The organism is Nocardiopsis sp. CNR-923, from assembly GCF_001942255.1.
Taxonomy (GTDB): Bacteria; Actinomycetota; Actinomycetes; order Streptosporangiales; family Streptosporangiaceae; genus Nocardiopsis.
This window is the reverse complement of record NZ_MKKC01000063.1, coordinates 1-23,628: the sequence shown is the minus strand read 5'-3', so window position 1 is coordinate 23,628 and position 23,628 is coordinate 1. Positions and strand designations below refer to the sequence as shown.

At 72.0% G+C, this 23,628-nt stretch carries 18 protein-coding genes and 1 pseudogene; 5 read left to right on the top strand and 14 right to left on the bottom strand.

The genetic code is table 11. The features are described 5' to 3' along the window. Positions 1-2: 2 nt before the first annotated feature. The gene (locus tag BJF83_RS05355; protein WP_075925415.1) at positions 3-575 is read right to left on the bottom strand and encodes a PadR family transcriptional regulator; all 573 of its coding nucleotides are present in this window, start codon (positions 573-575) and stop codon (positions 3-5) included. Between the two features lie 265 nt (positions 576-840). Between BJF83_RS05355 and BJF83_RS05350 the strand changes: the two genes are divergently transcribed. Continuing rightward, positions 841-1,233, top strand: a complete 393-nt coding sequence (locus BJF83_RS05350) for a nuclear transport factor 2 family protein (protein ID WP_075925414.1) — start codon at positions 841-843, stop codon at positions 1,231-1,233. A gap of 153 nt (positions 1,234-1,386) precedes the next feature. Then, entirely contained in the window at positions 1,387-1,869 is a 483-nt protein-coding gene (locus BJF83_RS05345; RefSeq protein ID WP_075925413.1) for a DUF1269 domain-containing protein, read from the top strand. A 157-nt stretch (positions 1,870-2,026) separates the two neighbouring features. On the opposite strand, the pseudogene BJF83_RS05340 reads toward BJF83_RS05345, so the two are convergent. Continuing rightward, positions 2,027-7,481, bottom strand: a pseudogene (locus tag BJF83_RS05340) (biotin carboxylase N-terminal domain-containing protein). A gap of 424 nt (positions 7,482-7,905) precedes the next feature. Between BJF83_RS05340 and BJF83_RS05335 the strand changes: the two are divergent. The 3 genes from BJF83_RS05335 to BJF83_RS05325 all read left to right on the top strand — a co-directional run bounded on the left by BJF83_RS05335 (position 7,906) and on the right by BJF83_RS05325 (position 13,117). After that, positions 7,906-9,801, top strand: a complete 1,896-nt coding sequence (locus BJF83_RS05335; RefSeq protein ID WP_075925412.1) for an alkyl/aryl-sulfatase — start codon at positions 7,906-7,908, stop codon at positions 9,799-9,801. A gap of 200 nt (positions 9,802-10,001) precedes the next feature. Continuing rightward, positions 10,002-11,678 (top strand): FAD-dependent oxidoreductase, encoded by a 1,677-nt coding sequence (locus BJF83_RS05330; RefSeq protein WP_075925411.1) that lies wholly within the window; start codon positions 10,002-10,004, stop codon positions 11,676-11,678. Further along, positions 11,675-13,117: an ATP-binding protein gene (locus tag BJF83_RS05325; protein ID WP_075925410.1), complete on the top strand. Its 1,443-nt coding sequence runs from the start codon at positions 11,675-11,677 to the stop codon at positions 13,115-13,117. Before BJF83_RS05330 ends, BJF83_RS05325 begins: the two co-directional genes overlap by 4 nt. A 383-nt stretch (positions 13,118-13,500) precedes the next feature. Here BJF83_RS05325 and cmr1 read toward each other — a convergent pair whose 3' ends face one another. From cmr1 to cas6, 12 genes are all read right to left on the bottom strand, one after another. Beyond that, complete coding sequence (gene cmr1 / locus BJF83_RS05320; protein WP_075925409.1) at positions 13,501-14,763, bottom strand: type III-B CRISPR module RAMP protein Cmr1; 1,263 nt, start codon at positions 14,761-14,763, stop codon at positions 13,501-13,503. A 5-nt stretch (positions 14,764-14,768) separates the two neighbouring features. Then, a complete protein-coding gene (locus BJF83_RS05315) occupies positions 14,769-15,023 on the bottom strand; it encodes a hypothetical protein (RefSeq protein WP_075925408.1) in 255 nt (84 codons plus the stop codon). Beyond that, positions 14,987-16,423, bottom strand: a complete 1,437-nt coding sequence (locus BJF83_RS05310; RefSeq protein ID WP_075925407.1) for a hypothetical protein — start codon at positions 16,421-16,423, stop codon at positions 14,987-14,989. Before BJF83_RS05310 ends, BJF83_RS05315 begins: the two co-directional genes overlap by 37 nt. 81 nt (positions 16,424-16,504) lie before the next feature. Then, positions 16,505-17,383: a hypothetical protein gene (locus tag BJF83_RS05305; RefSeq protein ID WP_075925406.1), complete on the bottom strand. Its 879-nt coding sequence runs from the start codon at positions 17,381-17,383 to the stop codon at positions 16,505-16,507. After that, positions 17,380-17,937, bottom strand: a complete 558-nt coding sequence (gene cmr6 / locus BJF83_RS26545; protein ID WP_143831796.1) for a type III-B CRISPR module RAMP protein Cmr6 — start codon at positions 17,935-17,937, stop codon at positions 17,380-17,382. Before cmr6 ends, BJF83_RS05305 begins: the two co-directional genes overlap by 4 nt. 82 nt (positions 17,938-18,019) lie before the next feature. After that, positions 18,020-18,577 (bottom strand): hypothetical protein, encoded by a 558-nt coding sequence (locus BJF83_RS05295; protein ID WP_075925404.1) that lies wholly within the window; start codon positions 18,575-18,577, stop codon positions 18,020-18,022. Beyond that, on the bottom strand, positions 18,574-18,927 hold the full coding sequence (locus tag BJF83_RS05290) for a type III-B CRISPR module-associated protein Cmr5 (RefSeq protein ID WP_262391345.1): 354 nt from the start codon (positions 18,925-18,927) through the stop codon (positions 18,574-18,576). Before BJF83_RS05290 ends, BJF83_RS05295 begins: the two co-directional genes overlap by 4 nt. Then, positions 18,852-19,841 (bottom strand): type III-B CRISPR module RAMP protein Cmr4, encoded by a 990-nt coding sequence (cmr4, locus tag BJF83_RS05285; protein ID WP_075925402.1) that lies wholly within the window; start codon positions 19,839-19,841, stop codon positions 18,852-18,854. Before cmr4 ends, BJF83_RS05290 begins: the two co-directional genes overlap by 76 nt. Before the next feature lie 112 nt (positions 19,842-19,953). Beyond that, on the bottom strand, positions 19,954-20,844 hold the full coding sequence (locus BJF83_RS05280; RefSeq protein WP_075925401.1) for a type III-B CRISPR module-associated Cmr3 family protein: 891 nt from the start codon (positions 20,842-20,844) through the stop codon (positions 19,954-19,956). Further along, the gene (locus BJF83_RS05275; protein WP_262391337.1) at positions 20,748-21,065 is read right to left on the bottom strand and encodes a type III-B CRISPR module-associated Cmr3 family protein; all 318 of its coding nucleotides are present in this window, start codon (positions 21,063-21,065) and stop codon (positions 20,748-20,750) included. The genes BJF83_RS05280 and BJF83_RS05275 overlap by 97 nt, the downstream gene beginning before the upstream one ends. A gap of 59 nt (positions 21,066-21,124) precedes the next feature. Further along, on the bottom strand, positions 21,125-22,861 hold the full coding sequence (cas10, locus tag BJF83_RS05270) for a type III-B CRISPR-associated protein Cas10/Cmr2 (RefSeq protein ID WP_075925399.1): 1,737 nt from the start codon (positions 22,859-22,861) through the stop codon (positions 21,125-21,127). 71 nt (positions 22,862-22,932) lie between these two features. Then, entirely contained in the window at positions 22,933-23,445 is a 513-nt protein-coding gene (gene cas6 / locus BJF83_RS05265) for a CRISPR system precrRNA processing endoribonuclease RAMP protein Cas6 (RefSeq protein WP_075925398.1), read from the bottom strand. Between the last annotated feature and the right edge of the window lie 183 nt (positions 23,446-23,628).

The window sequence follows — 23,628 nt, the reverse complement described above, 5'->3', positions numbered from 1 at the left end:
TCTCACCCTTCCGTGGCGCGCACGGCGGCACGCCGGTCGAGTACGGCCAGGACGCGCTGGACCCAGCGCAGGTTCTCCCGTTCGAACTCCAGGCCGCGCATGAGGTTCAGGTAGGGACCGACCCGCTCCGCGCACAGGAGGTACTCCTCCTCGTTCCTGCCGTTCAGGAGGCGCTCGCGCAGTCTCTCGTAGCGCGCGATCTTGGCCCGGGCCCAGTCTCCGCGCTCGCGGACCGACTCCGTGACCGCCGCCGCGTCCCCGACGTCCAGCGCCTGCACCTGGACCAGGAGGTCCTCGCGCGCCACGCCCGGCCTCGGCGGCGCGGCGGTGAAGTCGCGCAGCGCCCGACGACCGGCGCCGGTCAGTGAGAACAGCCGCTTGTTCGGGCGCTTGCGCTGGTGCACGACGCGCGCCCGGACCAGTCCCTCGGACTCCATCCGGTCCAGCTCCCGATAGATCTGCTGGGGCGTGGCCATCCAGAAGTTGGCCACCGAGGCGTCGAACCCCTTGGCCAGATCGTAGCCGGACGCCTCACCCTCCAGGAGCGCGGCCATCACCGCGTCGCGCAATGCCATGGTCCAGAGCCAAGCACGCAGAGCATTCAATTTCAAGACTAGTCAACTTGGTGACTATCCAGTAGCCTCCGACTCACCAACGAGTCGTGCAGGAGGATCCGTTCGCGTATCCCCATCAGCGGCCGGGTCGTCGCGGAGCGCCAGGCGGCCAATCCTCCTCGGCCAGACCTGCGGCGAACGCATGACAGTCATACCTGGCGCTCCTGGGGTCCTCCCGACCCTACAGACGGTCAGGAACGAACTCCCAGAAGAAAGGTAAGGACACATGCGTCGGTTCCGCGAGGCGGTCGAGGCCAGGGACATGACAGCGATCGAGGCGCTGCTCGCCGAGGACGTCGTGTTCACCAGTCCGGTGGTCTTCCGGCCCTACCCGGGCAAGGCGATCACGGCGGCGATCCTGCGCGGAGTCATGCGGGTCTTCGAGGAGTTCCGGTACGTGCGGGAGTTCACCGGAGTCGACGCCCGCGACCACGCGCTCGTGTTCGAGGCGGCGGTGGACGGCCGCCAGGTCCACGGCTGCGACTTCCTGCGCGTCAACGACGAGGGGCTGATCGCCGAACTCACCGTCATGGTGCGGCCGCTGTCCGGCGCCACAGTCCTCGCCGAGGCCATGGCCGCACAGTTCGAGCGGATCGAACGCGAGGCGACCGGCGGCTGAGCGCGGCTGACATCCGACTCGGACACCCGACGCGGTCGCCCGACCGCGCGCTCCGTGACCCCCGCTTTCCCGGGCGATGGCACTACCGCGAAGCCTCCAGGGGAATCACTCTGAGACATCGCTCGATTGCACTCAGGAATCATGGGGGGACGGATGGCGCACCTCGTCGTACTCGGCGTGGCCGACACCAAGACCGCTGAGGAGGCCCTGGAGATCGCCGCCGACCTGGGCCGCCAGGAACTGCTGAAGCTGCAGGACGCGGCCTACGTCTACAAGGACGCCAAGGGCCGACCGCGGATCCACCAGACCGTCAACCTGGCGGGCGCGGGGGCCGTGGGCGGCGCCTTCTGGGGCGCGCTCATCGGGCTGCTCTTCCTCGCGCCACTGCTCGGCATGGCCGTCGGCGCCGCCTCCGGTGCGATCGCGGGCAAGCTCAGCGACGTCGGCATCGACGACGACATGATCAAGCGGATCGGCTCCGAGCTCGATCAGGGCCGGGCCGCCGTCTTCCTGCTCGCCCAGTCGGCCACTCGGGACAGGGTCGTCAGCGCGTTCAAGCCCCTGCGCCCGACCGTCATCCAGACCAACCTCACCAAGGACGACGAGCAGGAGCTCATCGAGGCCCTGCGCGCCTGACGCCCTCACGAACAGGTCCCCGGCGGGAACCGGTCGTCGTCGATGACCGGGCCCGCCGGGGACCGCCGCTGCGCGCCTCGTCCGCACGGGCGTCCGAGGCGTGCGTCGTTCGGGCGCCGCACGGCGGGGCCGAGCGGACGCCCCGGGCGGGCGCCGCCTACCGCCGGTGCGCCTCCAGGGCCGCGATGACGCGCGGACGCAGCTCGGCGGCGCTGATGACGGCGTCCACCGAGCCGACCTCGACCGCACGGTGGATGTCGTGCACGCCGTCGAACTCCGCCGCCACCTCGCCGAGCTTCTCCGCGCGGACCGACACCCGGAGCTCGTCGAGTTCCGCGGTCAGCGCGGCTCGCTCGGTGCCCGAGGCGGCCGCCGCGCGCGCCTCCAGGTCCCGCACGCGCGGGTCGGCCGCGGTCCGGGCGTTGACGTCGGCGGAGAACACCACCGCGGCGGCGGGAGCGCCGCCCAGCACCGAGGCGTAGGAGCCCTCCAGCGCGAGCACCGTCATGTTCGGGTTCAGGGCCTTCGAGAACACCACGAACGCACCGCCGTGGTACCGCGAGATCACGCAGAACACGATGGGTCCCCGGAAGTTCACGATCGCGCGCCCGATCTCGGCGCCGTACTCCAGCTGGAGCCTGCGCATCGACTCCGGCGAGCCGTCGAAGCCCGACAGGTTCGCCAGCACCACCAGCGGCCGGTTGCCGCTGGCCGCGTTGATCGCCCGTGCGGCCTTCTTCGACGACCGCGGGAACAGCGTGCCCGCGGTGTAGGCGTCCGGGCCGTCGGTGGGCGGGAAGCCGTGCCGCTGCACCGACCTCGACTCGATGCCCAGCAGACAGACCGGCATGCCGCCCAGGTGCACGTCCTGCACCGCCGCCGTGTCCGCGTCGGCCATGCCGGCCCAGCGCTCCAGCACCGCGTGGTCCTGGTCGGAGAGCGCCCGCATCACGGTGCGGATGTCGAACGGCTTCTTGCGGTCGGGGTTGGTCTCGGCGGAGAAGATCTCGCCAACGGTGGTGAAGTCGCTGCCCTCCGCGGAGTGCGGGAAGTCGGAGACGTCACGGTCGACGGGGTCGGTGGTCGTCGCCCTGCGCGGCCCCTCCTCGCCCGGCGCCACGTAGGCGTGGTCGTAGTGCGACATCAGCACGTCCCGCGCGGCCAGCAGGTTCGGCGCCCAGTACTGCGCCTGCCCGTTCGGGCCCATGACCCGGTCGTAGCCGCCGATGCCGAAGTTGTCCTCGGCCGAGACGCCGCCGGAGAAGTCGAGTGACTGCTTGCCGGTGAGGACCATCGCCGAGTCCGGCGTCATCACCAGGATGCCCTTGGTGTGCATGAGCATCGTCGCCTCGGCGTTCCAGTACGGCTGCGCGCCGACGTTGATGCCCGCGACCACGATGTTGATCTCGCCGCCGTCCTGGGTGAACTCGACGATCCGTTTGAGCGCCGCGGCCACCCAGTCCATGTTCTCGGTGCCCGACTCCATGGAGATCCGGGCGCGGCGGACAGCGCGTACCACTCCAGCGGGACGCCCATCCGCTCGGCCAGGTCAAGGGCGGCGACCACCCGGCGGCACTCCGGCTCCGAGAGCGCGCCGAGCGACTTGGTCGGGTCGCCGAGCAGCACCACCCGGGTGACGCCCTGCGGGTGGCGCTCGGTCGGCGTGGAGACCACACCCGCGACGATGCCCGCGGTGTTGCGGCCCCTGGGCCGGTCGACGGGCACGAGCGCGTGGTCCCCGTCGAGGTCGTGCTCGACGAAGTCGCCGAGCAGCCCGGTGAGCTCGTACGGGTACACGGTGTTGCGGCTGCTCGCGCGCAGCACCTTCTGACGGTAGTCGTCGACCGGTTCGACGGCCTCGTCCGACGGCTCGCCGATGGTCAGCTCGGAGCCGCCGGTGGCGTCGAAGGCGATGCGCACGGCGACCTTGGCCAACTCACCGGTCTCCGGGTCGCGCTGGCGCGCGATGAACAGGATCTCCTCCAGTCCGGCTCCCGCGGTCGTCGGACGCACGCGTCCGGCGATCATCTCCAGCTCCTCGCGGGTGATGCCGAACGGCGGCCAGACGTAGACCACGATCCGGTTGGTGTTGAAGCGCTTGCGCGCCGGCCGCAGCGACCGCGCCCGGCGGATCGAGTCGAGGCACGCGGCGACGGTGTCCTCGGCCGTGGGCAGCGAGACCAGCCTGCCGTCGTGCTCGCGCAGCTCGGCCAGGTCGCGCACCTGCGCGAACGCGACGAGACGGTCGTCCGACGGGTTCTCCTTGGCCACGCACTGGAAGAGGTAGACCTCCTCGTCCGAGGACGGCAGCCGGGTGAGGTCGAACCTACGGAGCCGTTCCATCTGCATCCGCTGCGCGATGTACGGGTGCAGGCCGCGGATCAGCCGGTCCTCGGCCAGCCCGGTCGGCGACGGGCGGAACGTGAAGTGGTGGTGCATGACGGCGCCGTCGCGGCCCGCCACGGTCGCGGTGAGCCTGCGGACCTGATCCGGCAGCGGGTGCACGCTGAACACCTCGTGCAGGGCGGCCGCCATCGCGTCGAAGTCCTCGGGCTGCTTCTCCCAGGAGAGGTAGATGTCGGCGTCGACGGCCTCTCCGCCGTTCGCCAGCTCCGCGAGCCCGCTCAGCGCGCCGCCCAGCTCCTCGAAGGCCACCCCGGCGGAGACCACGCTGGACTCCGCGCGCTCGGCGACCACGAAGGCGCACCCCGCGATCTCGCGGGTGCGGACGCCGGTCAGGCCCTTGTTGCCGTAGTACCGGCGGGTCAGCACCTCCAGCATGACCGTGTTGTCCAGGTCGGCGCGGACCAGCCGCTGGCCGAGCAGGCGCACCAGCGGTTCGGTGCTGCGCACCATCTCGGCGACGCGCTCGGCGCGGTCGGAGGCGTCCGGGTGCGCGTCCAGGTGACGCAGGTGTCTGCGCACGTTGGCGTAGACGCGGGCGCGGTTGCGGCGCAGCAGGGGCTGCGCGAACCACGCGAACACCACGCCGCGCGCGAGGTCGGCGACCGCGGGGAAGCGGACCTGGGTCGCGGCCACCAGCCGTTCCAGGGTGAGTCCGACGCGCTCGCGCAGCGACTCGTCCGGCGGTGACTCGTTCAGCCAGGCGCGCAGCAGCGCCGTGACGACGGCCACGTCGGCGGAGACCCGCTGCTGGGCGAGGAAGACGCGGAACACCGCGGCCTCAAGCTCGGGTGTGCGCTCCAGGTCGGTGACGCCGTAGTGTCCGAGCGCCGTGGCGAGCTTGGCCTGGAACGCCTCCGGCAGACCGGCCCGCTCGACGTCCAGGCTCTGGAGGTAGGCGTGGAAGTACTCGCGGGCGCTGTGCACGCGGGTGTCCTCGCCGTCGCCCTCGCCCGCCGGGCGGTTGCGGCTCAGCTCGGCCAGGTCGGCGAACACGTCGACGAGCGCGAGCTCCTCGGGGAGCGGCCGGCGTCCCTCCCCGATCGACGCGCGGCGCGCGGCGAGGTAGTCGTCGAGCACACGGCGCTCGTCGTGCGGATCGACGTCGAATCCGAGCAGCAGGCCGCGCAGGTCCTGTTGACCGCGCGCGGTGCGCTCGCGCACCGGGACGCTCGCGGGCGCCTCGGGCAGGTCCAGCTCGACGGACGCGGACTCCGAGGTGTCCTCGGCGTCGTCGTCGGCGACCGGTTCCAGGCGCAGCAGTGCGGCTCCGGTCTCGACCTGGCTGCCCACGGACACGGCGCACTCCTTCAGCCGTGCCCGGAACGGCGCCCGCAGCACCGTCTCCATCTTCATGCTCTCCAGCACCAGGACCGGAGCGCCCGCGTCGACCTCGGCGCCGACCTCCAGGGGCGTGGCGACGACCAGCGCGGGCGCGGGCGAGCGGACGACGCCGCCCTCGTCGCGGCTGACCCGGTGCGCCACGCCGTCACCTCGACCAGGTGGATCGGACCGTGCGTGCCGATGAGCAGGCGGTACGAGACGCCGTTGACGACGACGCGGCCGGTGTGCTCGTCGAAGCGGTCGAGTTCGACGTCGGCGGTGCGGACGTCCTCGCCCGCCTCGACGCCGACGCGGAAGCGGTGGGCCCCGATCCGGGCGACGCGGACGCGGTAGCCGACGCCGCGCAGCTTCAGGTCCAAGGGACGCCCGCTCTCGTGCTGCACCTGGGGACGGCCGCCGAACGCCGTCGACAGCAGGCGCTGACGCTCGGCGCGCTCCTCCTCCTCGTAGGCCTCGATGGCTGCGGCCGCCAGGGCGACCGACGAGTGCCGGTGGGCGACGAGGCCGCCCTCGGCTCGGACCCGGTCGATCCAGCCGGTGTCGGCGCTGGCGTCGATCACCTCGGGCCGGTCGAGCAGGTCGAGCACGAAGCTCTTGTTGGTCGCGCCGCCCTCGATGATCACGGTGGTGCGCGCCATCGCCCGGCGCAGGCGGCCGAGCGCCTCATCGCGGTCGCGGCCGTAGGCGATGATCTTCGCGATCATGGAGTCGAAGTCGGCGGGGATGGTGTCGCCCTCGCTGACGCCGGTGTCCACGCGGATACCCGGCCCGGCGGGCAGGTCGAGCCGCGCGATACGGCCCGGGGAGGGAGCGAAGTCGCGGTCGGGGTCCTCGGCGTTGAGCCGGGCCTCGATGGCGTGGCCGCGCTCCGCCGGGAGCTCTCCCTCCAGCCGTCCGCCGGAGGCCACGTGCAGCTGGGCCCGGACGAGGTCGAACCCGGTGGTGGACTCGGTGATCGGGTGCTCCACCTGGAGGCGGGTGTTGACCTCCAGGAAGGCGAACATCCGGTCGCCGGGATGGTACAGGAACTCGACGGTCGCCGCGCCTCGGTAGCCGACCGCGACGGCGAGCCGCTCGGCCGAGGCCTTGAGTTCGGCGGTCTGCTCGGGGCTGAGGACCGGTGAGGACGACTCCTCGATGATCTTCTGGTTACGGCGCTGCACCGAGCAGTCGCGCACGCCCAGCGCCCACGCGGTCTCGCCGTCCGCGATCACCTGGACCTCGACGTGGCGGGCGTTGGTGACCAGGCGCTCCAGGAAGACGATGCCGCTGCCGAACGCCCGCTCGGCCTCCTGGCTGGTGCGCTCGTAGGCGTCGGCCAGCTCGGCCTCGTGGGTGATCACGCGGATGCCGCGCCCCCCGCCGCCAGCGGTGGCCTTGAGCATGAGCGGGTAGCCGATCCCGGCCGCGGCCTCCAGCGCGGCGTCCAGGGTCTCGACGGCGCCGCGGCTCCAGGGGGCGACGGGGACGCCGACCTCCTCGGCGATCAGCTTCGCACCGATCTTGTCGCCGAGTTTGCGCATGGCGTCGGCGCTCGGTCCGACGAAGGCGATCCCGATCCGCTCGCACAGCTCGGCGAAGGCCGGGTCCTCCGCGACGAAGCCCCAGCCGACCCACGCGGCGTCGGCTCCGGTCTCCACCAGGGCGCGCTCCAGCGCCTTCAGGTCCAGGTACGGGCGCGCGGACGCGGGACCGAGTTCGTAGGCGATGTCGGCCTCACGCACGAACGTGGCCGTGCGGTCGACATCGGTGTACAGGGCGACGGTCTCGATCCGTGCCCCTGTCTCCGCGGCCAGGTCCCGTACGGCGTGGATGAGCCGCATGGCGGCCTCACCACGATTGACGATGGCGACACGACTGAACACGCGTTTGGACCCTTCCGTTGATCATCGTTGCGCGCGCCGCGACACGACGGGCAGTGCCATCCTGCCGACCGCGGCCCGACAGCGCCATGTCGCCGACCGAGGACTCTGCGCGGCATCTTTGTGGAGAACGTCCAAAAGCCGTCGGCGCCCCCCGACGGCATCGGATGGAGCGCCTCCCCAGGCGCTCCGCCCCGCGCAGTGTACGGGGTAGGCGGGGCGAGATCGTACGTGATCATCCAGGTCAGGATGGGCGAACCGGGTCGTGACGGCGTCGGCGTAGGCAGCGTCCCGTCCGGTCACGACCGTGCGCTCCCAGGTGTTGACCCGGCCTTGGCGCTGGCCCCGAGTGGCCGAGGGTAGGTGATGTTCCGCATCTCATACCGGGCCGGCGGCCGACGCCGGCCACGCACGACTGGAGGACCACGTGGCGAACGGGAACAGGACGGGCGAGGGCGCGACCGGAGTCGCGCGGCCGGCCGCGGCGACCGGCGGAGCGGACCGCGCGGGGCCGCCGCTCGCCGACACCGCGGACTTCGACGACGCCCGCCGCGGACTCGTCGCGCCCGCGCCGAGGACCGTGACCGACGCCCGGGGGCGGACGGTATGGGACCTGGCCCGGTACGACTTCCTCGCGGAGGGGGGCGACGCCGCCCCCGACACGGTCCATCCCCACCTGTGGCGGCAGGGCAGGCTGACCGCGATCAACGGCCTGTTCGAGGTGACCGAAGGCGTTCACCAGGTACGCGGCATGGACCTGTCCAACATGACGCTCATCGAGGGACGCGACGGTGTGATCATCGTGGACCCGTTGATGACGTCCGAGGTGGCCGCCGCGGGGCTGGCGCTGTACCGCGAGCACGTCGCGGACCGCCCCGTGAGCGCTGTGATCCACACGCACACGCACGTCGACCACTTCGGCGGGGTGCTGGGCGTGGTCGACCCCGACGACGTCGCGTCCGGACGGGTCGTGATCGTCGCACCGGAGCACTTCATGGAACACGCCGTCTCGGAGAACGTGCACGCGGGACCGGCCATGGTCCGGCGCGGCAGGTACTTCGCCGCGGACGGGGTGGAGCCGGGACCGGCGGGACGGGTCGGCGTCGGGCTCGGCCTCGACTTCTCCTCCGGCCGGGTCGGGCTGCTCGCGCCCACGCTCGACGTCACCCGGACCGGCCAGGAGGAGGTCCTGGACGGGGTCCGGTTCGTCTTCCACATGACGCCGGGGACCGAGGCTCCGGCGGAGATGAACTTCCACCTCCCCGACTTCCGCGCGCTGTGCATGGCGGAGAACGCCTGCCACACCCTGCACAACCTGGGCACCCTGCGCGGAGCCCAGGTCAGGGACGCCCGCCGCTGGTCGCGCTACCTCAACGAGGCGATCGAACTGTTCGCGGACCGGTCCGACGTCGTCTTCTCCTCCCACCACTGGCCCACCTGGGGCACGGAGGACATCCGCGTCTTCCTGTCCCAGCAAAGGGACGTCTACGCCTACCTGCACGACCAGACGCTGCGACTGATGAACCGCGGCTGGACCGGCAGCGAGATCGCCGAGGATCTGCCGATGCCGCCCAGGCTGGAACGGGCGTGGCACGCACGCGGCTTCTACGGATCGGTCTCGCACGACGTCAAGGCGATCTACCAGCGCTACATGGGGTGGTTCGACGGCAACCCCGCCCACCTGTGGCAGCACCCGCCCCAGGCCCAGGGCAGGCTCTACGCGCGCGCCATGGGCGGGATCGACGCGCTGGTCGGGCGGGCGCGCGAGTTCTCCGACGAGGGAGAGCTCCGGTTCGCCGCCGAACTGGCCTCGCACGCCGTCTTCGCCGACCCCGACCACGAGGACGCCAGGGAGCTGCTGGCCGACGTGCTCACCAGGTTGGGCCACGGAGCCGAGTGCGCGACGTGGCGCAACTTCTACCTGAGCGGGGCCGTGGAGCTGCGGGACGGGGTGGTGGCCAGGCCCGTTCCCCAGTCCGAGAGCATCGTCCAGGCACTCGACGTCACCCAGATCCTGGACTCGGTCGGCATCCGCGTCAACGGCCCCCGGGCCTGGCGGGAGGAGCTGTGCATCGATCTACGGATGGCCGACACCGGGGAGCGGTACCGGGCGCTGCTCTCGAACGGAGCCCTGATCCACTACCCGGACCCCAAGGGGGACGTCGCCGACCTGACGCTCACGCTGACCAAGGCGCAGCTGCTGGCGGTGCTCAGGGAGGGGGACCTGGACGGGGTGGAACACGAGGGTGACCTGGGCGCGCTCCAGCGGTTGGCCGCCCTGGTGGACGGACCCGAGACGGACTTCGCGATCGTCACGCCCTGAGTTAGGGCCGCCGCGGGCGGAGGAGCACCTTCCCCGAGGGGCGCGACGCAAGCCATACTCGTCGGGCGACACGGTGCCGTGGCGCGCATCGGGCGACGGCGGCGCCGTGTCGTGGGACACGCCGCGGACTGCGCGGCCCGCGCACGGCGTTACAGGGCACGGTGTCGCGGGACACCGCGAGGACCGGACGAGGGAGACGCATGGCGCAGTCGGCGGGCTCGGGCAGAACCGTCATCCTGACCGTGGACGACGACCCGGGGGTGTCACGGGCCGTCGCCCGCGACCTGCGGCGTCGCTACGGTGACGCGCACCGGATCGTGCGGGCCGAGTCCGGAGAGGCCGCGCTGGAGGCGCTGCGCGAACTCAAGCTCCGCGGCGACCAGGTGGCGGTGGTCCTGGCCGACTACCGCATGCCGCGTATGAACGGCATCGAGTTCCTCGAACGGGCCATCGACGTCTACCCGGGTGCGCGGCGCGTCCTGCTGACCGCGTACGCGGACACCAACGCGGCGATCGACGCGATCAACCTCGTCGACCTCGACCACTACCTCCTCAAGCCGTGGGACCCGCCCGAGGAGAAGCTGTACCCCGTCATGGACGACCTGCTGGAGGCCTGGCGCAACGACGGCCAGCGCCCCGTGGACACGACCAGGGTCGTCGGCCACCGGTGGTCGGCGCGGTCGTCGCAGGTGCGGGAGTTCCTGGCCCGCAACCAGGTGCCCTACCGCTGGTACTCGTCCGACGAACCGGAGGGCAGGCGGCTGCTGAGCGCCGCCGGTCACGACGCGGAGCGGCTTCCGCTGGTGGTCGCCCCGGACGGTACGGCACTGGCGGAGCCCGAGGACCCCGAGCTCGCGTCGCTCGTGGGGCTGGCCACGACACCGGCGGAGGAGTTCTACGACCTCGTGGTGATCGGCGGCGGTCCGGCGGGGCTCGGCGCGGCCGTCTACGGCGCCTCCGAGGGGCTGCGGACCGTCCTGGTGGAACGCTCCGCCACCGGCGGGCAGGCCGGGCAGAGCTCGCGGATCGAGAACTACCTCGGCTTCCCCGACGGCGTGTCCGGGTCGCAGCTCACCGACCGGGCCAGACGGCAGGCCACGAAGTTCGGCGCGGAGATCCTGAGCGCGCGCGAGGTGTCGGGTCTGGAGGTGAACGGGTCCTCGCGTACCGTGCGTTTCTCGGACGGTTCCGCGATCGCCGCGCACAGCGTCCTCCTGGCGACGGGCGTGTCCTACCGGCAGCTGGACGTTCCGGGGCTCGCCGAGCTGACCGGGCGCGGGGTCTTCTACGGTTCCGCGCTCACCGAGGCGCCCTCCTGCCACGGGCAGGACGTGTACGTCGTCGGCGGCGCCAACTCCGCCGGCCAGGCCGCCATGCACCTGTCCCGGGGCGCGAGGTCGGTTACCCTCCTGGTGCGCGGGCCCTCGTTGGAGGCGTCGATGTCGCACTACCTGATCCAGCAGGTCGAGGGCGCGCCGAACATCCGCGTCCGCACCGGAACCGTCGTCGACTCCGCGCACGGCACCGACCACCTGGAGCGGCTCACCCTGCGCGACGTGAAGAACGGATCCACCGAACGCGTCGACACGCAGTGGCTGTTCGCGTTCATCGGCGCGGCCCCGCGCACCGGCTGGCTGGCGGGCGTCGTCGCCACGGACGAACTCGGGTTCATCCTGGCCGGGCCGGACCTGAGCGCCGACGGCCGGCCACCGGGGGGCTGGCGGTTGGATCGGCCGCCGTACCACCTGGAGACCAGCGTGCCCGGGGTGTTCGTGGCGGGCGACGCCCGCGCGGAGTCCGCCAAGCGGGTCGCCTCCGCCGTCGGCGAGGGCGCCATGGCCGTGATGCTCGTCCACCGCTACCTGGAGCAGTCATGACCGAGCAGCCGACGCAGTGCGACGAGGAGGAGCTGAGCACGCTCTTCCTGTTCGAGAAGCTCTCCGACGAACAGCTGACGCGGCTGTGCCGCGAGGGCCGGGTGGAGGTGTTCGAACCGGGCCACGTCTACCGCGAGGGCGAGCCGGCCACCTGCTTCTACGTGCTCCTGGAGGGCACGGTCGTGCTGTCGCGCCGGGTCGGCCCCGACGACGTGGAGACCGTCCGCACCTCGCACCGGGGGGCGTACGCGGGCTCCATGCAGGCCTACCTCGACGGCGCCGAGAAACAGCGCTACCGGGGTTCCCTGCGCGTCACGGAGCCCTCGCGGTTCTTCGTCCTGCCCGCCGAGACCTTCGCCGAGATCATGCGCGACTGGTTCCCGATGGCCGTCCACCTGCTGGAGGGGATGTTCTACGGAACCCAGAACTCCCAGCAGAAGGTCAACGAGCGGGAACGGCTGCTGGCTCTGGGCTCCCTGTCCGCGGGGCTGACCCACGAACTCAACAACCCCGCGGCCGCCGCCGTCCGGGCCACCTCGGCGCTGCGTGAGCGGGTGGCCGGGATGCGCCACAAGCTGGCGAAACTCACGGCGGGCCCGTACTCGCGCCAGACCCTGGACGTGCTCGTCGACATCCAGGAGCGCACCGCCGAACGGGTCTCGAAGGCCGAGCCCCTCGGTGCGCTGGAGGCCGCAGACCGGGAGGACGCACTCGCCGACTGGCTCGACGAGCACGGGATCACCGGCGGGTGGGACCTGGCCGCGACGTTCGTCCAGGCCGGACTCGACGCCGACTGGTTGGACCAGGTGGCGGCCGCCATAGACGAACAGGCCCTGGAAGGCGCCGTCCGCTGGCTCGGCTACACCGTGGAGACCGAACTCCTGATGAACGAGATCGAGGACTCCACCGCCCGCATCTCTCACCTGGTGGACACCGCCAAGCAGTACTCACAGCTCGACCGAGCGCCCTTCCAGGTGACCGACGTGCACGAACTGCTGGACAGCACGCTCGTGATGCTGTCCGGGAAGATCGGTGCGGGCGTCCGGGTGGTCAGGGACTACGACCGGAACCTGCCCAGGATCCCGGCCTACCCGGGTGAACTGAACCAGGTGTGGACCAACCTGGTCGACAACGCCGTCTCGGCGATGGGCGGCGAGGGCACGCTGACCGTGCGCACCGAACGCGACGGCGAGCAGCTGATGGTCGAGTTCGGGGACACCGGGACGGGTGTGGACCCCGAGATCCGCGACCGGATCTTCGTCCCGTTCTTCACCACCAAACCGGTGGGCGAGGGAACGGGGCTCGGACTCGACATCTCGTGGCGCATCGTCGTGAACAAGCACCACGGGAGCCTCCAGGTGCAGTCCGTCCCGGGCGACACCCGCTTCCAGGTGCGCCTGCCGCTGACGGTGCCGAAGGAGACCGAGGAAGGCGCCTGAGCGTGGGAGGCCTGCCTCCCGCCGGCGCCCGGTCCGTGCGGGACATCCGAGCCCATTCGGCCGCTCACGAGGCGCGGATCCAGTCCGCTGGTGACCCGGGGATTGTTGGGCGAGTCGGGCATTGGCGTCTTCCTGGACTTTGCCACCAGCAGCAGGGCGACGCGCTCAGGATCGTTTCGTTTCCATGCCCTACGGGCTTTACAGGCCTGCGGAACGTGGTCAACCCCATAACCGGGGAAGGCTACGTGGGTTTCCATGCCCTACGGGCTTTACAGGCCTGCGGAACCCTTCCCCATTTTCATGCGCTCCGACCTGCGGTGATGTGCCCTCTCTGCACGTCGGCCCGGACGGTTGTCCGCCGAGCTGTCCCCGGGCAGGTCCGCTCAGCGGATGAAACTCGCCCCGCCTCCGAGTTCGTCGATCCAGTTCTCCACGAGACCATGGGCGTTGTCCGTGGTGACCTCCAGCCGCCGGACATGGTTGCCGCGCTTCCACAGGTCCACGCTGACCGCGTCGTCATCCGGTAGGAGACGGCTCCAGAAAGCGAAGGAGAACAGCCGCCACTCGTTCCCGTCACCCACGGCACGGATCCACAGCGGTGAGGCTCGACGCAGCTGTTCGACGCTGCCGCCGTTCTTGCTCCTGGTGGCTCTGACCTCGTAGTCGCCCTTGTACACCAGGGGCAGGCCCAGCGCGGCCATGGGCATCCGCTTCTCCCGCCTCGCCTCGTCGTGGATGACGTCGATCCACCCTCGCGTCTTGATCGGTGGGCTGTACTTCTCCTCCTTGTCCGAGGCGAGCTCGGCGCGGAAGTAGCGCAGTTCCCTGCCCGCCCTGGCGAGGACGGCCTGCCAGGACGCCTGGCTACGGCCTCCCGCGACCCCCGCCGCGGTGTGCTCCTCGCCCAGCACCGGGAAGGGGGAAATCGGTTCCTCGCCCCAGGCGAACTCCTCCGTGTCCGCGGCGGCCCCGCCGTCCCCGGTCGCGGCGCACACCCTGCGCAGTGCCTCCCGTGCCTCCTCCACCGGGCCGGTGAACACCAGGTGCGCGGCCTTCGTGTAGTGCGGGAGCCCCGGGGTGTGCATCAACGAGGACCCCGAGTCGAAGGGGAGGCCCTGTTGGGCTCCCACGATGCGCAGGTTGCCGAACCCCCGGCGGATGCGGGACCCGACGCCGCCGTACGCGCAGTTGAGCCAGAGCGCGGCCAACGCGCACCGGTGGGCGTCGCGGTCCCGCCCGTCCAGGCGGACCTTGAGCCGGAACTCCTGGGGAGGGATGAAGTGCCTCGTCCGCGGCCGTCCCTTGGTGGCCAGGCCCGGACCGAGGAGGTAGGCGATCCACCTACCCTGCTCCCCGTCGTCGAGAAGGTCCTGGAGTTCCACCGTGGAGGGCGCGGGCTGGCGGGGGACGCGGAGCTTGACGGGTGAGGAGTTGGCGGTGGAGCCTAGGACCCGGTCCTCGACCTCGCGGAGCCGGTACAGGTCGTCGCCGACGTATCGGGCGGCCATGGCTCGCAGCCAGAACCGCATCCCGCCGCGCAGGGAGGGGACGCGGATCTCGGGAGGCGTGTTCAGGTGCGTGTCCGAAGGGGGCGCGGCCGAGTTGAAGACCGGGGTGGCCACTTGGATCGTGAGCGTGGTCCACATGGGAGTCACCTCTCTCGTGTGCGCCAGTGCGCGTGTGTGAGGGGAGCCGTCAGGGGCCGGTCGTCCCACAGGATCTGGGAGAAGACACCGGCGACGAGGCACCAGGCTCCGGCCTGGAGCAGGGCGGCCAGAGCGGCGTCCGGGTAGAGGGTCCAGGCGCCTCGGAAGAGATGGCCGTTCTCACTGAAGACGGGCACGATCCAGGCGAGGCCGAGCAGTGCGATCAGGAGCGCGTGCGCGGAGGCGGCGCACCACACCATGACGCCCGCAGGAGGGCCGCACCGATGCCGACACCGGTGTTGCGCGCGTTGGCGAGCAGGTAGGCGAACGCAGCGACCGCCAGGAAGAGGGCGACCCCCATGGGCCCCAGCGGCGGGTCGGCGCCCGGTTCCCTGCCGGGGATCTCCATGGCGGTGGGATCGAAGGCGGCGCCCCACCAGGACGGATGCATCGTGGTCACCATCAACAGGCCGATCGCGGCGGCGGCCGGGACGCGCAGCAGCCAGGGCAGCGCCCAGGAACGCCCGTGCACAGTGAGACCGACGAGCCCGACAGCGTAGGCGAGCCCGGCGACGGCCGCGCACGTGCCCAGGGTGGGCCAGCCGGTGACGGGCACGGACCTCATCCAGGGTGAGGACAGCGCCCCGGCCAGGGCGAGAACGGCCGGACACAGCGTCGCCGCCGCCATGAGCCGACCCAGGCGGGGGTGTTCGGCCAGGGCCAGAGCGGCGTGTGCGGTGGCGAGGACGCGGTAGCGCGGGAGCAGGTGCCGTTCGATGATCCCGGACGCGAAACCGACGTCCTCGGTGGTGTACCGGTGGCGACGGTCCGATCCGGACAGGCGGTGGGGGTTGACCGCCAGGGGCGGTCCCAGCCGGACGGGCGACGGACGGTGCCCCCGAGCCCGGTCCCGGCCGTCCGTCGGGCACTCGAACAGCAGAAGGTCCGTCTCGGCCTCGATCTCACCGGGCTCGGCCCCGTCCAGGACGGGCAGGGACTCGTGGCGGCCGAGCAGCTCCGCCCACTCCCACCGTGCGTGGCGGCAGTGGTTGAGGAGCACGTCGCCCGGCTGTCTGCCGAAGAGATCGTGTGCCGCGTCGGAGGGGACCAACCCGGCCGCCCTCCGCACCTCCCGGTAGGGCTCGGACAGGGCCAGGAAGCGGTGCCGGGCCGCCAGCGGTACGAGTAACTCGGCCTCGGTGCCCGTCAGCGGGAGAGGGACGGCGGCGGGGGGTGAGCGCAGAGCCCGCCAGGCCGCTTCGCTGGTCCAGCACCAGGCGAACCACTGGTGGTAGAGGCTCAGCTCCACTCCCCGCTCCTGTTCCTCCGTCAGGGCCGGGATGATGGCCAGGGGACGGTACAGGGCAGCCAGGAGCCTCGGCCGGTGCTCACACAGCGCGCGTGTGATCGCGTCGACAGCCCGGCCAACGTCGTCCGAGGTGACCGCGGCACCCGCTGCGGGGCTGAGCACCTTCGGGATGATTCCGTAGGCCCGCAGGACCGCGGGTGCGGACAGCGCGGCGATGTCGGTCTCCTCGCTGAATCCCGACCGGTGCCGGTTGAGCGCGGCGCCCACTCCCGCGTCGGCCCGGCGACGCAGACGGGACACGATGACGGAACGGGCGGCTTCGGGGCCGTGGGTCGCGGCTGACGTGGTCATCGCCCTGGTTCCAGATGCTCCTCGAACAGGATCCGCATGCCCCGGCCGAACGCCGTGAGCCTGGCGCCCCGGCCCTGCGATTCATAGGCGTAGCCCTGAAGCAGGGCCTTCGGGGACCGTGGGCGCGGTGTGCGCGCCGAAGCCCGCCAACTCCAGGCCGACCAGCCTCGGGGACATGCTGCGCAGCGGGACGGGCACGGAGCGCCCGGCGTTCTCGGGCAGGACGTGGGCCTGGGCGTCGCGGCCCAGGCTGCGCAGCCACTCCGCCGTCGCGATCAGGTAGGGCACGGTGGCCCTGTACCCACCGGACAGATGGAAGAGGACTTGCTCATCGGGGTGCAGGAGCGGGTCGATGCCACGGGTCCGGTTGCCGACGAGCAACCGGGCCAGGTAGCCGAGACCCTCCATCGCCTGGGCGAACTCCGCGTCCTGGTGGGCGTCGAGGCCCTCGACGCAGAGCACGAGGATCTGGCCGCGCCCAGGCCGGACGAGTCTGGTGTCCGGGCCGATTCCGCACAGGTACAGGACCCGCTCCGCATCCCCCTTGGCCAGGGCGATGGCCGTCCAGACCGCGCAGGCGCGTCCGTCCTCGTTGTCGCTGGAGAGCAGGACGGTCAGGTCCTCGTCCGCGACCATCGTCGGGTTGTAGGTGCGCACGGTGTCCAGCTCCGCGGACAGCCCCGGCACGGAGGTCCACCTGCGGGCCTGCACGTCCTGGGCCAGTTCCTGGAAAACGGCGATTGCGTTGCGTGAGGGGAGGTCGACGCCGGAGTCCGGGCCGAAGGCCGCGTTGAGACGACCGGTGGTGTCGTAGATCCCCTCGGCGAGTCCCAGCTTGTCCTTCTTCCAGTACTCCCGTGCCGCCTCCCCGCCGGGTGCCACCCGACCCATCCGCTCCAGATGCCCCCTCTCGAAGAAGTCCCTGAGGCTGATCCCGACCGAGACGATGTGGACCGTCATACCTGACTCCTGTGCACGTCCATGTACCCGTAGCCCGCTGCGGTCTTGGCCCCCACACCCAGCTCCGTGACCGCTTCCTGGAGGCGGTTCGCGGTGAACTCGGTGATCTGTTCGGTGTCACCGACGAGGTCGGCGGCGAAGGTGCCACCGGTGATGGTGAGGAAGTGGACGGGCACGGGCTGGTGGTGTTCCGCCGGAGGCTCGGGCGTCCCGCCCTCCTCCGGGTTCGGGTGGTGTCGTAGTAGGGCTTCACGTGTGGGGTGAGCACGTCGGCCGACACCGTCACCGGACCCCCGACAGCGAAGGCGTCCAGGAAGCGCACCGCCCCTGGCGCCGTCGTCTCGCGCCCGCGTTCTCCGGCCTCCGGCTCGGCGCGGGCCCCGTCGTCGGTGTCGCGCCCGCTCCGTTCCCGACCGGATGTCCGGCGGGACGGAGGCAGGGGAGTGCCGAAGACCGAGCGGAAGATCTCCCGCCCTCTGGCCGTCCCCCCGGCCTTGTTCCACACGTAGGCCGCGGTCACACCCTTGAGGCCGGATCCCGGGATGACCGGCCATCCGTAGGTGCCGTGGAGGGTGAGTCCGAGTTCGTGGGCGTTGCCCTTCTCCCCGAGGCCGACGACGAGCCGCCACTCGGGGCTCAGGAGGACACGGGCACGTGTTTGCCCTGGGAGCGAAGCTGGACGAGTGCGCGCTCGCGTCGCCGCGCCGCGTCGAGCACGTCCCCGCGCACCTGGCCGAGATCGTGGTCCTGTGCCCACCTCACCAGAGCCTGACCCGCCTGCGGAGGCAGCTCCACCCCGGCGCGCCCCTCGGGGACGAACGCGGTCCGCCGCAGGACGATCAGCGCGTTGGCGTTCTCGGCCGTGCCCGGACCGACCAGGGTGGGGTACGGATGCGCGGCGGTCCCCCATTCGGTCTGGAGGAGGCCGCCGAGCGGTCCGGCGCTGGGTACGGGCATGTTCACCCGCGGGTCGGCTTCGGGCGCGGGACGGGCCCGCTTCGCCGTCCGAGGAGGGGCGCCGCCGTCCCGTGCCCGGGAGTCGGGCGCCTGGTCCGGAGCGGCGCGGGTGTCGGCGGCTCGCCTCGGGGGCGAACCCGATCCAGCCCCGTGGGACGCGCGCACCTTCGGCATGTCGGCGGGTGAGAACCCGGGGCGGCCCGCGGCGCGCGAGGGTGCGGTCTGCTCCTCGCTCACCGTCCCCGCCCGCCTTCCGGGAGTTCGGGCTCGGTCTTGGTGTTCTCGGTCCTTGTGTTGGGGTAGACGGCGTCGGCGAGCCTGCGCAGCCAGGAGAACAGGACGCCCACCTCGCGGCCGGCCCGCGCGTAGGCGGCCCAGTCCATGTCTCCCAGGGCTGAGAGCATCTCCCGGTGGACACCGGGTTCCGCACCCGTGGCCAGGTCGGCGGCGACCAGACCCTTGTCGGCCAGGTGGGTGCGGATCTGCTGGGCGACGGCCCGGTAGGCCTGGGTCAGCCGTTCCGAGGACGCCGAGTTCGAACGGGCGGCGAGGAAGGCGTAGGTGGCGGCCAAACCGCTGCCGTGCAGCTGGACGGGCAGGTGCCGGAACCGGGAGCGCAGTTCCTTGGCGTTGTCCCCTGTGGCCTCGGGCAGAGACCCGCGGCGGTGCGTGCATGCCCTGGTCGATCCGGTGCATCAGGCCTCCCCCGTGCCGGCGCCTGGTCGGTTCCGGCCAGGCGTGTCCACACCAGCCCCTTGCCGAGGGTCTCGTCCCCGCCGATCCGGTGCAGGGTCGCACCCGATCCGTGCAGGAGCACGGTCAGCAGCCGCACGTGCTCGGGATCGGGGTCCACCGAGCCCTGGGGGCCGCGCAGGGTCAGAGTGGAGGCCAGGACGGTCTCCGCGGGCAGGTACTCGCTGTGAAAGGGGCCGTTCTCGACGGTCTTGTTCGCTCCGAGTTGGACGCGGACGCTGACCTCGGTCCCCTCCTCCACCAGGGCCGCCATCGCGTCGCCGGTGACCAGGACCAGGTCGCGGGCGAACTTGTCCGAGAAGGGGGTGAAGGCGTCCTCCTGGGCGAGGGCGTCGGAGCGGATCCTCTCGGCCCAGGACCTGAGGAGTTGGTTCTGTTCGTTGGTCTCGATGCCGTCGACCGCGAGCACCAAGGGGCCGAACGCCTGGTCCCCCGTCCAGCCGTGGCCGGTGGAGAGGGCCTCCCCTGGCTCCTCGGGCAGTGCGGGCCCGGCTGGGGCGTCCACTGCCCGGTACTTGCGTGCCAGACGGCCCAGGGCCATCACCGAGGTCACCCATGCGAAGGTTCTGCGCAGGGTCGGCACCGGCAGCGCCACCAGTTGGGCGTCGCCCACCGACAACAGCCCCGGAGTGGTGGGGCCGCCCTGACCGACGGGAGAGCCGAACACCTCGGTCACGTCCCGGTCGGACCACTCCCGGTGCTCCTCCGCCGCCTGGCGCAGGGCCCCCTTGAGGCTCTGCCCGTACACGGTCGGATATCGGGTGTGCGCCTCGCGTGGATGGGCAGGTCGATGATCCCCTCGCTGTCGGAGGCACCGGCGTGCAGGGGGGATTCGGTGTAGAAGAACGCCAGCAGGTCTTTCACGTCCACGTTCCCGTCAGGATCAGTCCGAACCCGGCTGTGGCGAGCCGTCGGCCGGTGTGGTCAGGGTTGTCGTCGCCCTCGCCCCAGGCTCGTCCGTGCGCTCGAACGGCCCAGTCCCTGGCCGTGCGTTCGGGGTCCGGCCCGGTGAACCGCAGCAGGTAGACCGATCCAGCGGGCACCGCCCACCGGAGCCAGGCGTACTCGACCCCGCCGGTGCGGTCGGGGCGTGCGCTGGCCACGTGCTCGGGGCCGTTGACCGCGGCGGCGACCAGGTGCGCACCGTCGGGCAGCGGCGGCAGCCAGGCGTCGCGCCAGGAGCCGTCGGGTGAGGTGCGCCGCCAGATCGCCGGTGTGGCCAGGTACACCAGTACCTTCCCGTCGGGGAAGCGGTCGGGGTGCTCGGGGAGGGTGAGGAGGTCCTGTCTCTCGCACGCCCGGACATCGGCCAGACGCCCCTCCCCGCCCAGCCGAACGGGCTTGAGCGGAGGCGGGGACAGGCCGGGGTCGAGCTCGCACAGCGCCAGGAACGCCCACTCCTCGTCGACGTTCTCGCGTAGCCGCAGGTAGTCCGACGCGTACAGGTGGGCGTGTCGGACGGTCCGCCCCTGCCTGGCGATGCCGGTGCGCCGTTCGACCTGGACAGGGGGGCTCAGGCGCGAGAGGAGTTCGGAGTCGACACCCTCCCCGTGCAGGTACTCCCGCATCGCGGAACGGCTCCACCACAGGTCCTCGTCGCGGGTTCCGGCGTCAGCGGCGTGCAGCCACCGCAGCCCGTCCCGGTCCAGGTCGGTCAGGGCGGGTGTGTCCTGGGGGCGCAGGCGCGCCAGAGGCGGTCGGAGGTGTCTGAGGGCACCACGTCGGCGGGGACGGGAAAAGCCAGATGCCAACGCCGCGCCCCGGTGTCCCACCGGCCGAGGAAGGGTCCCCGCACCGTGCGGGGCTCGGGAACCGTGCCCGGTTCCGGTCCCGCGGCGGCCGCGAAGGCCGCTCCCAAAGCGCCGGCGACAGTGCTGGGCCAAGGACGCTGGGTGTGGGCCGCTCCCCCGGCCCCGGCGGCGAAGGTACGTCCGTCCCGGACCTGGACCGCGTCGCGCGGGCGCAGGGCCATCCACACCGGCGTCAGCCCGCCACCGGAAGCCTCTCCCCATGCGGAAGCCGGACCCGGTGTCACCACGCCTGCCTCCTGAGGAACACCGCGACCCGCGCCGCCGCCAGCGGCACCGGGGCGTGGGAGGACTCGCCGTACTCGGATCTGCCCAGGTTCACCAGGTCCCGTGCCTGCCGTGCACTGCCGCCGTGCCGTAGGACCAACCGTGCCACCTCCGCTTCGTAGGTCTTCCTGTGAGGACTCGCGGCCAGGTCGGTCAGGGCCGCGCGTTCGGCGTACAGGTCGTTGACCAGCCGGGGGGAGAGACCTCTGTCCTCGGAGGTGGGGGCCGCTCCCCCCGTGCGGGGCTCGAACGCGCGCAGCGTGCCCAGGGCGTCCGCCACCCGGTCCGAGGACCAGGACCGTACCGTGTGGGAACGCGCCCCCGAACCGGTGATGTAGCCGACCGCGACGGCGTTCTTGTTGGGGACCCCCTTGGCCTCGACCAACAGCTCGCGGGACCGGGCGATCGCCGTGTGCAGCGGAGAGCCCTGGTGGGCGAAGAGCACCGCGCAGCTGAGCGTGGTCGGGTTCTCGTCCACCTCGTCGCGGCAGGCCTGAGCCGCTTCCAGGGCGGTCTCGGCGGGCAGGAACGCCAGCAGGTCGTCCCCGCCCGAGTACACCGTCACCCCGGAGTGGTCGACCTGGACCCGGCGGCCGTGGGCCCGGGAGAGGTCCCCCAGGCGGTCGGATACGCGCCGGTGGCGTTCGCGTGTGACGGGGGCGGCGGACAGGTGTGCGCCCAGGCCGTCCAGGTCGGCGGCAAGCACCGCGTAGTAGGGGTTGGCGTCGGCGCCGACGGCCTCGGCCAGTTCCTCGGTGGCGCGTCGGCCGCGTCGTACCGCACCGGTGTCGACGGGGCTGCCGGGTATTCCGTACTCGTGTGTGAGGGTGTCGGCGTTCCAGGTCTCGGGGGTGACCCACCACCCCGCGCCGCGCACGAACCACTGTCTGAGCCCGTCCTGGCCAGCGCGGTCCAGAGCCGGAACGGCGCCCTCCAGGCTCCGGAACCGGTTCTCGCCCATCACGTCCCGAGCAGCAGCGCTCAATTCGGCGACCAGACCGCGCACCCCGGGAGCGGTCCAGGCGTCCAGTACGCGCGCCCGGAAGGGGGTGGAGGCGATCGAGGCGGTGGAGGGAAACCCCCTACTGTGGGTGGAAGGGAGCGCGGGAGTGGCATGCCAGCGCCGCTTGAGCCAGACCCCGGCGGACAGCTCACTCCCGCGTTCGTGCCTGGGCACACCCGGTGGTGGCGACTTCTCCGAGGGCCAGCGCGGTGAGACCGCGCACGGTCGCGTTCCGGTGCGCTCGGGGTAGTCGAAGGCGCGCAGCCGCTTACGCGCGGTCAGGGCGGTCTGTGCGGTCTTCCACTGATCGGCGTAACCGCCCGTCCCGGCGGGGGCCACGGTCCACATGACCTCGGGGAAACCGGGGACGTCCCGGGATGCGCCGAACAGGTGAGCGGTCCAGGCCCGACACTCGGAGCGCACCCGGTCCGCCGCCGCCCGGGCCAGGTCCGCTCCGTTCCCGGCGGCGGTCAGCGCCACGATCCGGTTCGGCGCCGCGGACGGATCGGCCCTGGCGGGGATGACGAGTTCGGCACCGTCCCCGGTGAGCTGGATGGCGGCCTCGGTGGCCAACCGGGCCATGATGTCGCTGGCGTTGGCGGCGTCAGCGGTGGTGCGGGACTCGGTGATGTAGCGCTGGACGCCGGACAGGGCGATGACCACCAGGTCGCGCGGGTCGTGTTCGCTCATATGCCTCCGTTCCGCGGGCGGTGGCGGGCCTGCCCGGTGGGGGTGGTGCCGGTGTGGTGTGCGTCCTTCTCTCAGACGGGGCCGCCCCCGGCCCGTGGTGCGGGGGCGAGGGCGGGGGCGTGCTGGTGGACGCGGACGTGGCCAAGCCCGTGGGTGGTCTGGGCGCCCACGCCCGCGAACTCCGCGAAGGCCCACAGGGCGGCGAAGACCCGCTGGGTGGTGCGCGGGGCGCGGGCGGGCAGACCGAAGACGGCGTGGCCGACGAACCCGGTGCGCTGGTGGCGGCCGGTGCCCACCGGCTGGGTGCGGATGTCGTGGCGGGCCAGGTGCGCCGACTGGAGGACCTCGGCGAGCGCGTCGGGCGGGAGGGGGTGGGGGCTGAACGCGGCCCAGCGGCGGGCGAGCCCGGCGAGGAGGAGTTCGGGGTCGGGAAGGGGGAGTTGGCGTCCGGCGCGGTTGACGTAGGCGGGGGTGGTGAACTCCACGCGGGCCTTGGCGGCGGGGGGTATGGCGGCCAAGCGGGAGTAGGGGTGGGCGTGGCGGTCGGCCAGGGTGAGGCGCATGGTGTGGCAGCCGATGCGCACGGGGGGTGGTGAGGCGGGCGGCCAGGTCGGGGTTCGGTGGGCTCGTCCAGCCAGCTCAGCAGGAGTCGTCGCTCGTCCAGTGCGGTGGTGAAGGGTTTGGTCTGGGCGGTGTGGTCGCTGGTGGCCGATTCCAGGAGGTGGCAGGCCAGGCCGTGGAGGTGGGCGGGGGCGGTGTCGGGGGAC

What these genes read in the sequence shown, in the direction of transcription:
- BJF83_RS05355 (WP_075925415.1), bottom strand. Translation starts at nt 575, where the DNA reads ATGGCATTGCGCGACGCGGTGATGGCCGCGCTCCTGGAGGGTGAGGCG.
- BJF83_RS05350 (WP_075925414.1), top strand. Translation starts at nt 841, where the DNA reads ATGCGTCGGTTCCGCGAGGCGGTCGAGGCCAGGGACATGACAGCGATC.
- BJF83_RS05345 (WP_075925413.1), top strand. Translation starts at nt 1,387, where the DNA reads ATGGCGCACCTCGTCGTACTCGGCGTGGCCGACACCAAGACCGCTGAG.
- BJF83_RS05330 (WP_075925411.1), top strand. Translation starts at nt 10,002, where the DNA reads ATGGCGCAGTCGGCGGGCTCGGGCAGAACCGTCATCCTGACCGTGGAC.
- BJF83_RS05325 (WP_075925410.1), top strand. Translation starts at nt 11,675, where the DNA reads ATGACCGAGCAGCCGACGCAGTGCGACGAGGAGGAGCTGAGCACGCTC.
- cmr1 (WP_075925409.1), bottom strand. Translation starts at nt 14,763, where the DNA reads ATGTGGACCACGCTCACGATCCAAGTGGCCACCCCGGTCTTCAACTCG.
- BJF83_RS05315 (WP_075925408.1), bottom strand. Translation starts at nt 15,023, where the DNA reads ATGGTGTGGTGCGCCGCCTCCGCGCACGCGCTCCTGATCGCACTGCTC.
- BJF83_RS05310 (WP_075925407.1), bottom strand. Translation starts at nt 16,423, where the DNA reads ATGACCACGTCAGCCGCGACCCACGGCCCCGAAGCCGCCCGTTCCGTC.
- BJF83_RS05305 (WP_075925406.1), bottom strand. Translation starts at nt 17,383, where the DNA reads ATGACGGTCCACATCGTCTCGGTCGGGATCAGCCTCAGGGACTTCTTC.
- cmr6 (WP_143831796.1), bottom strand. Translation starts at nt 17,937, where the DNA reads ATGGCCGGTCATCCCGGGATCCGGCCTCAAGGGTGTGACCGCGGCCTA.
- BJF83_RS05275 (WP_262391337.1), bottom strand. Translation starts at nt 21,065, where the DNA reads ATGGCCCTGCGCCCGCGCGACGCGGTCCAGGTCCGGGACGGACGTACC.
- cas10 (WP_075925399.1), bottom strand. Translation starts at nt 22,861, where the DNA reads ATGAGCGAACACGACCCGCGCGACCTGGTGGTCATCGCCCTGTCCGGC.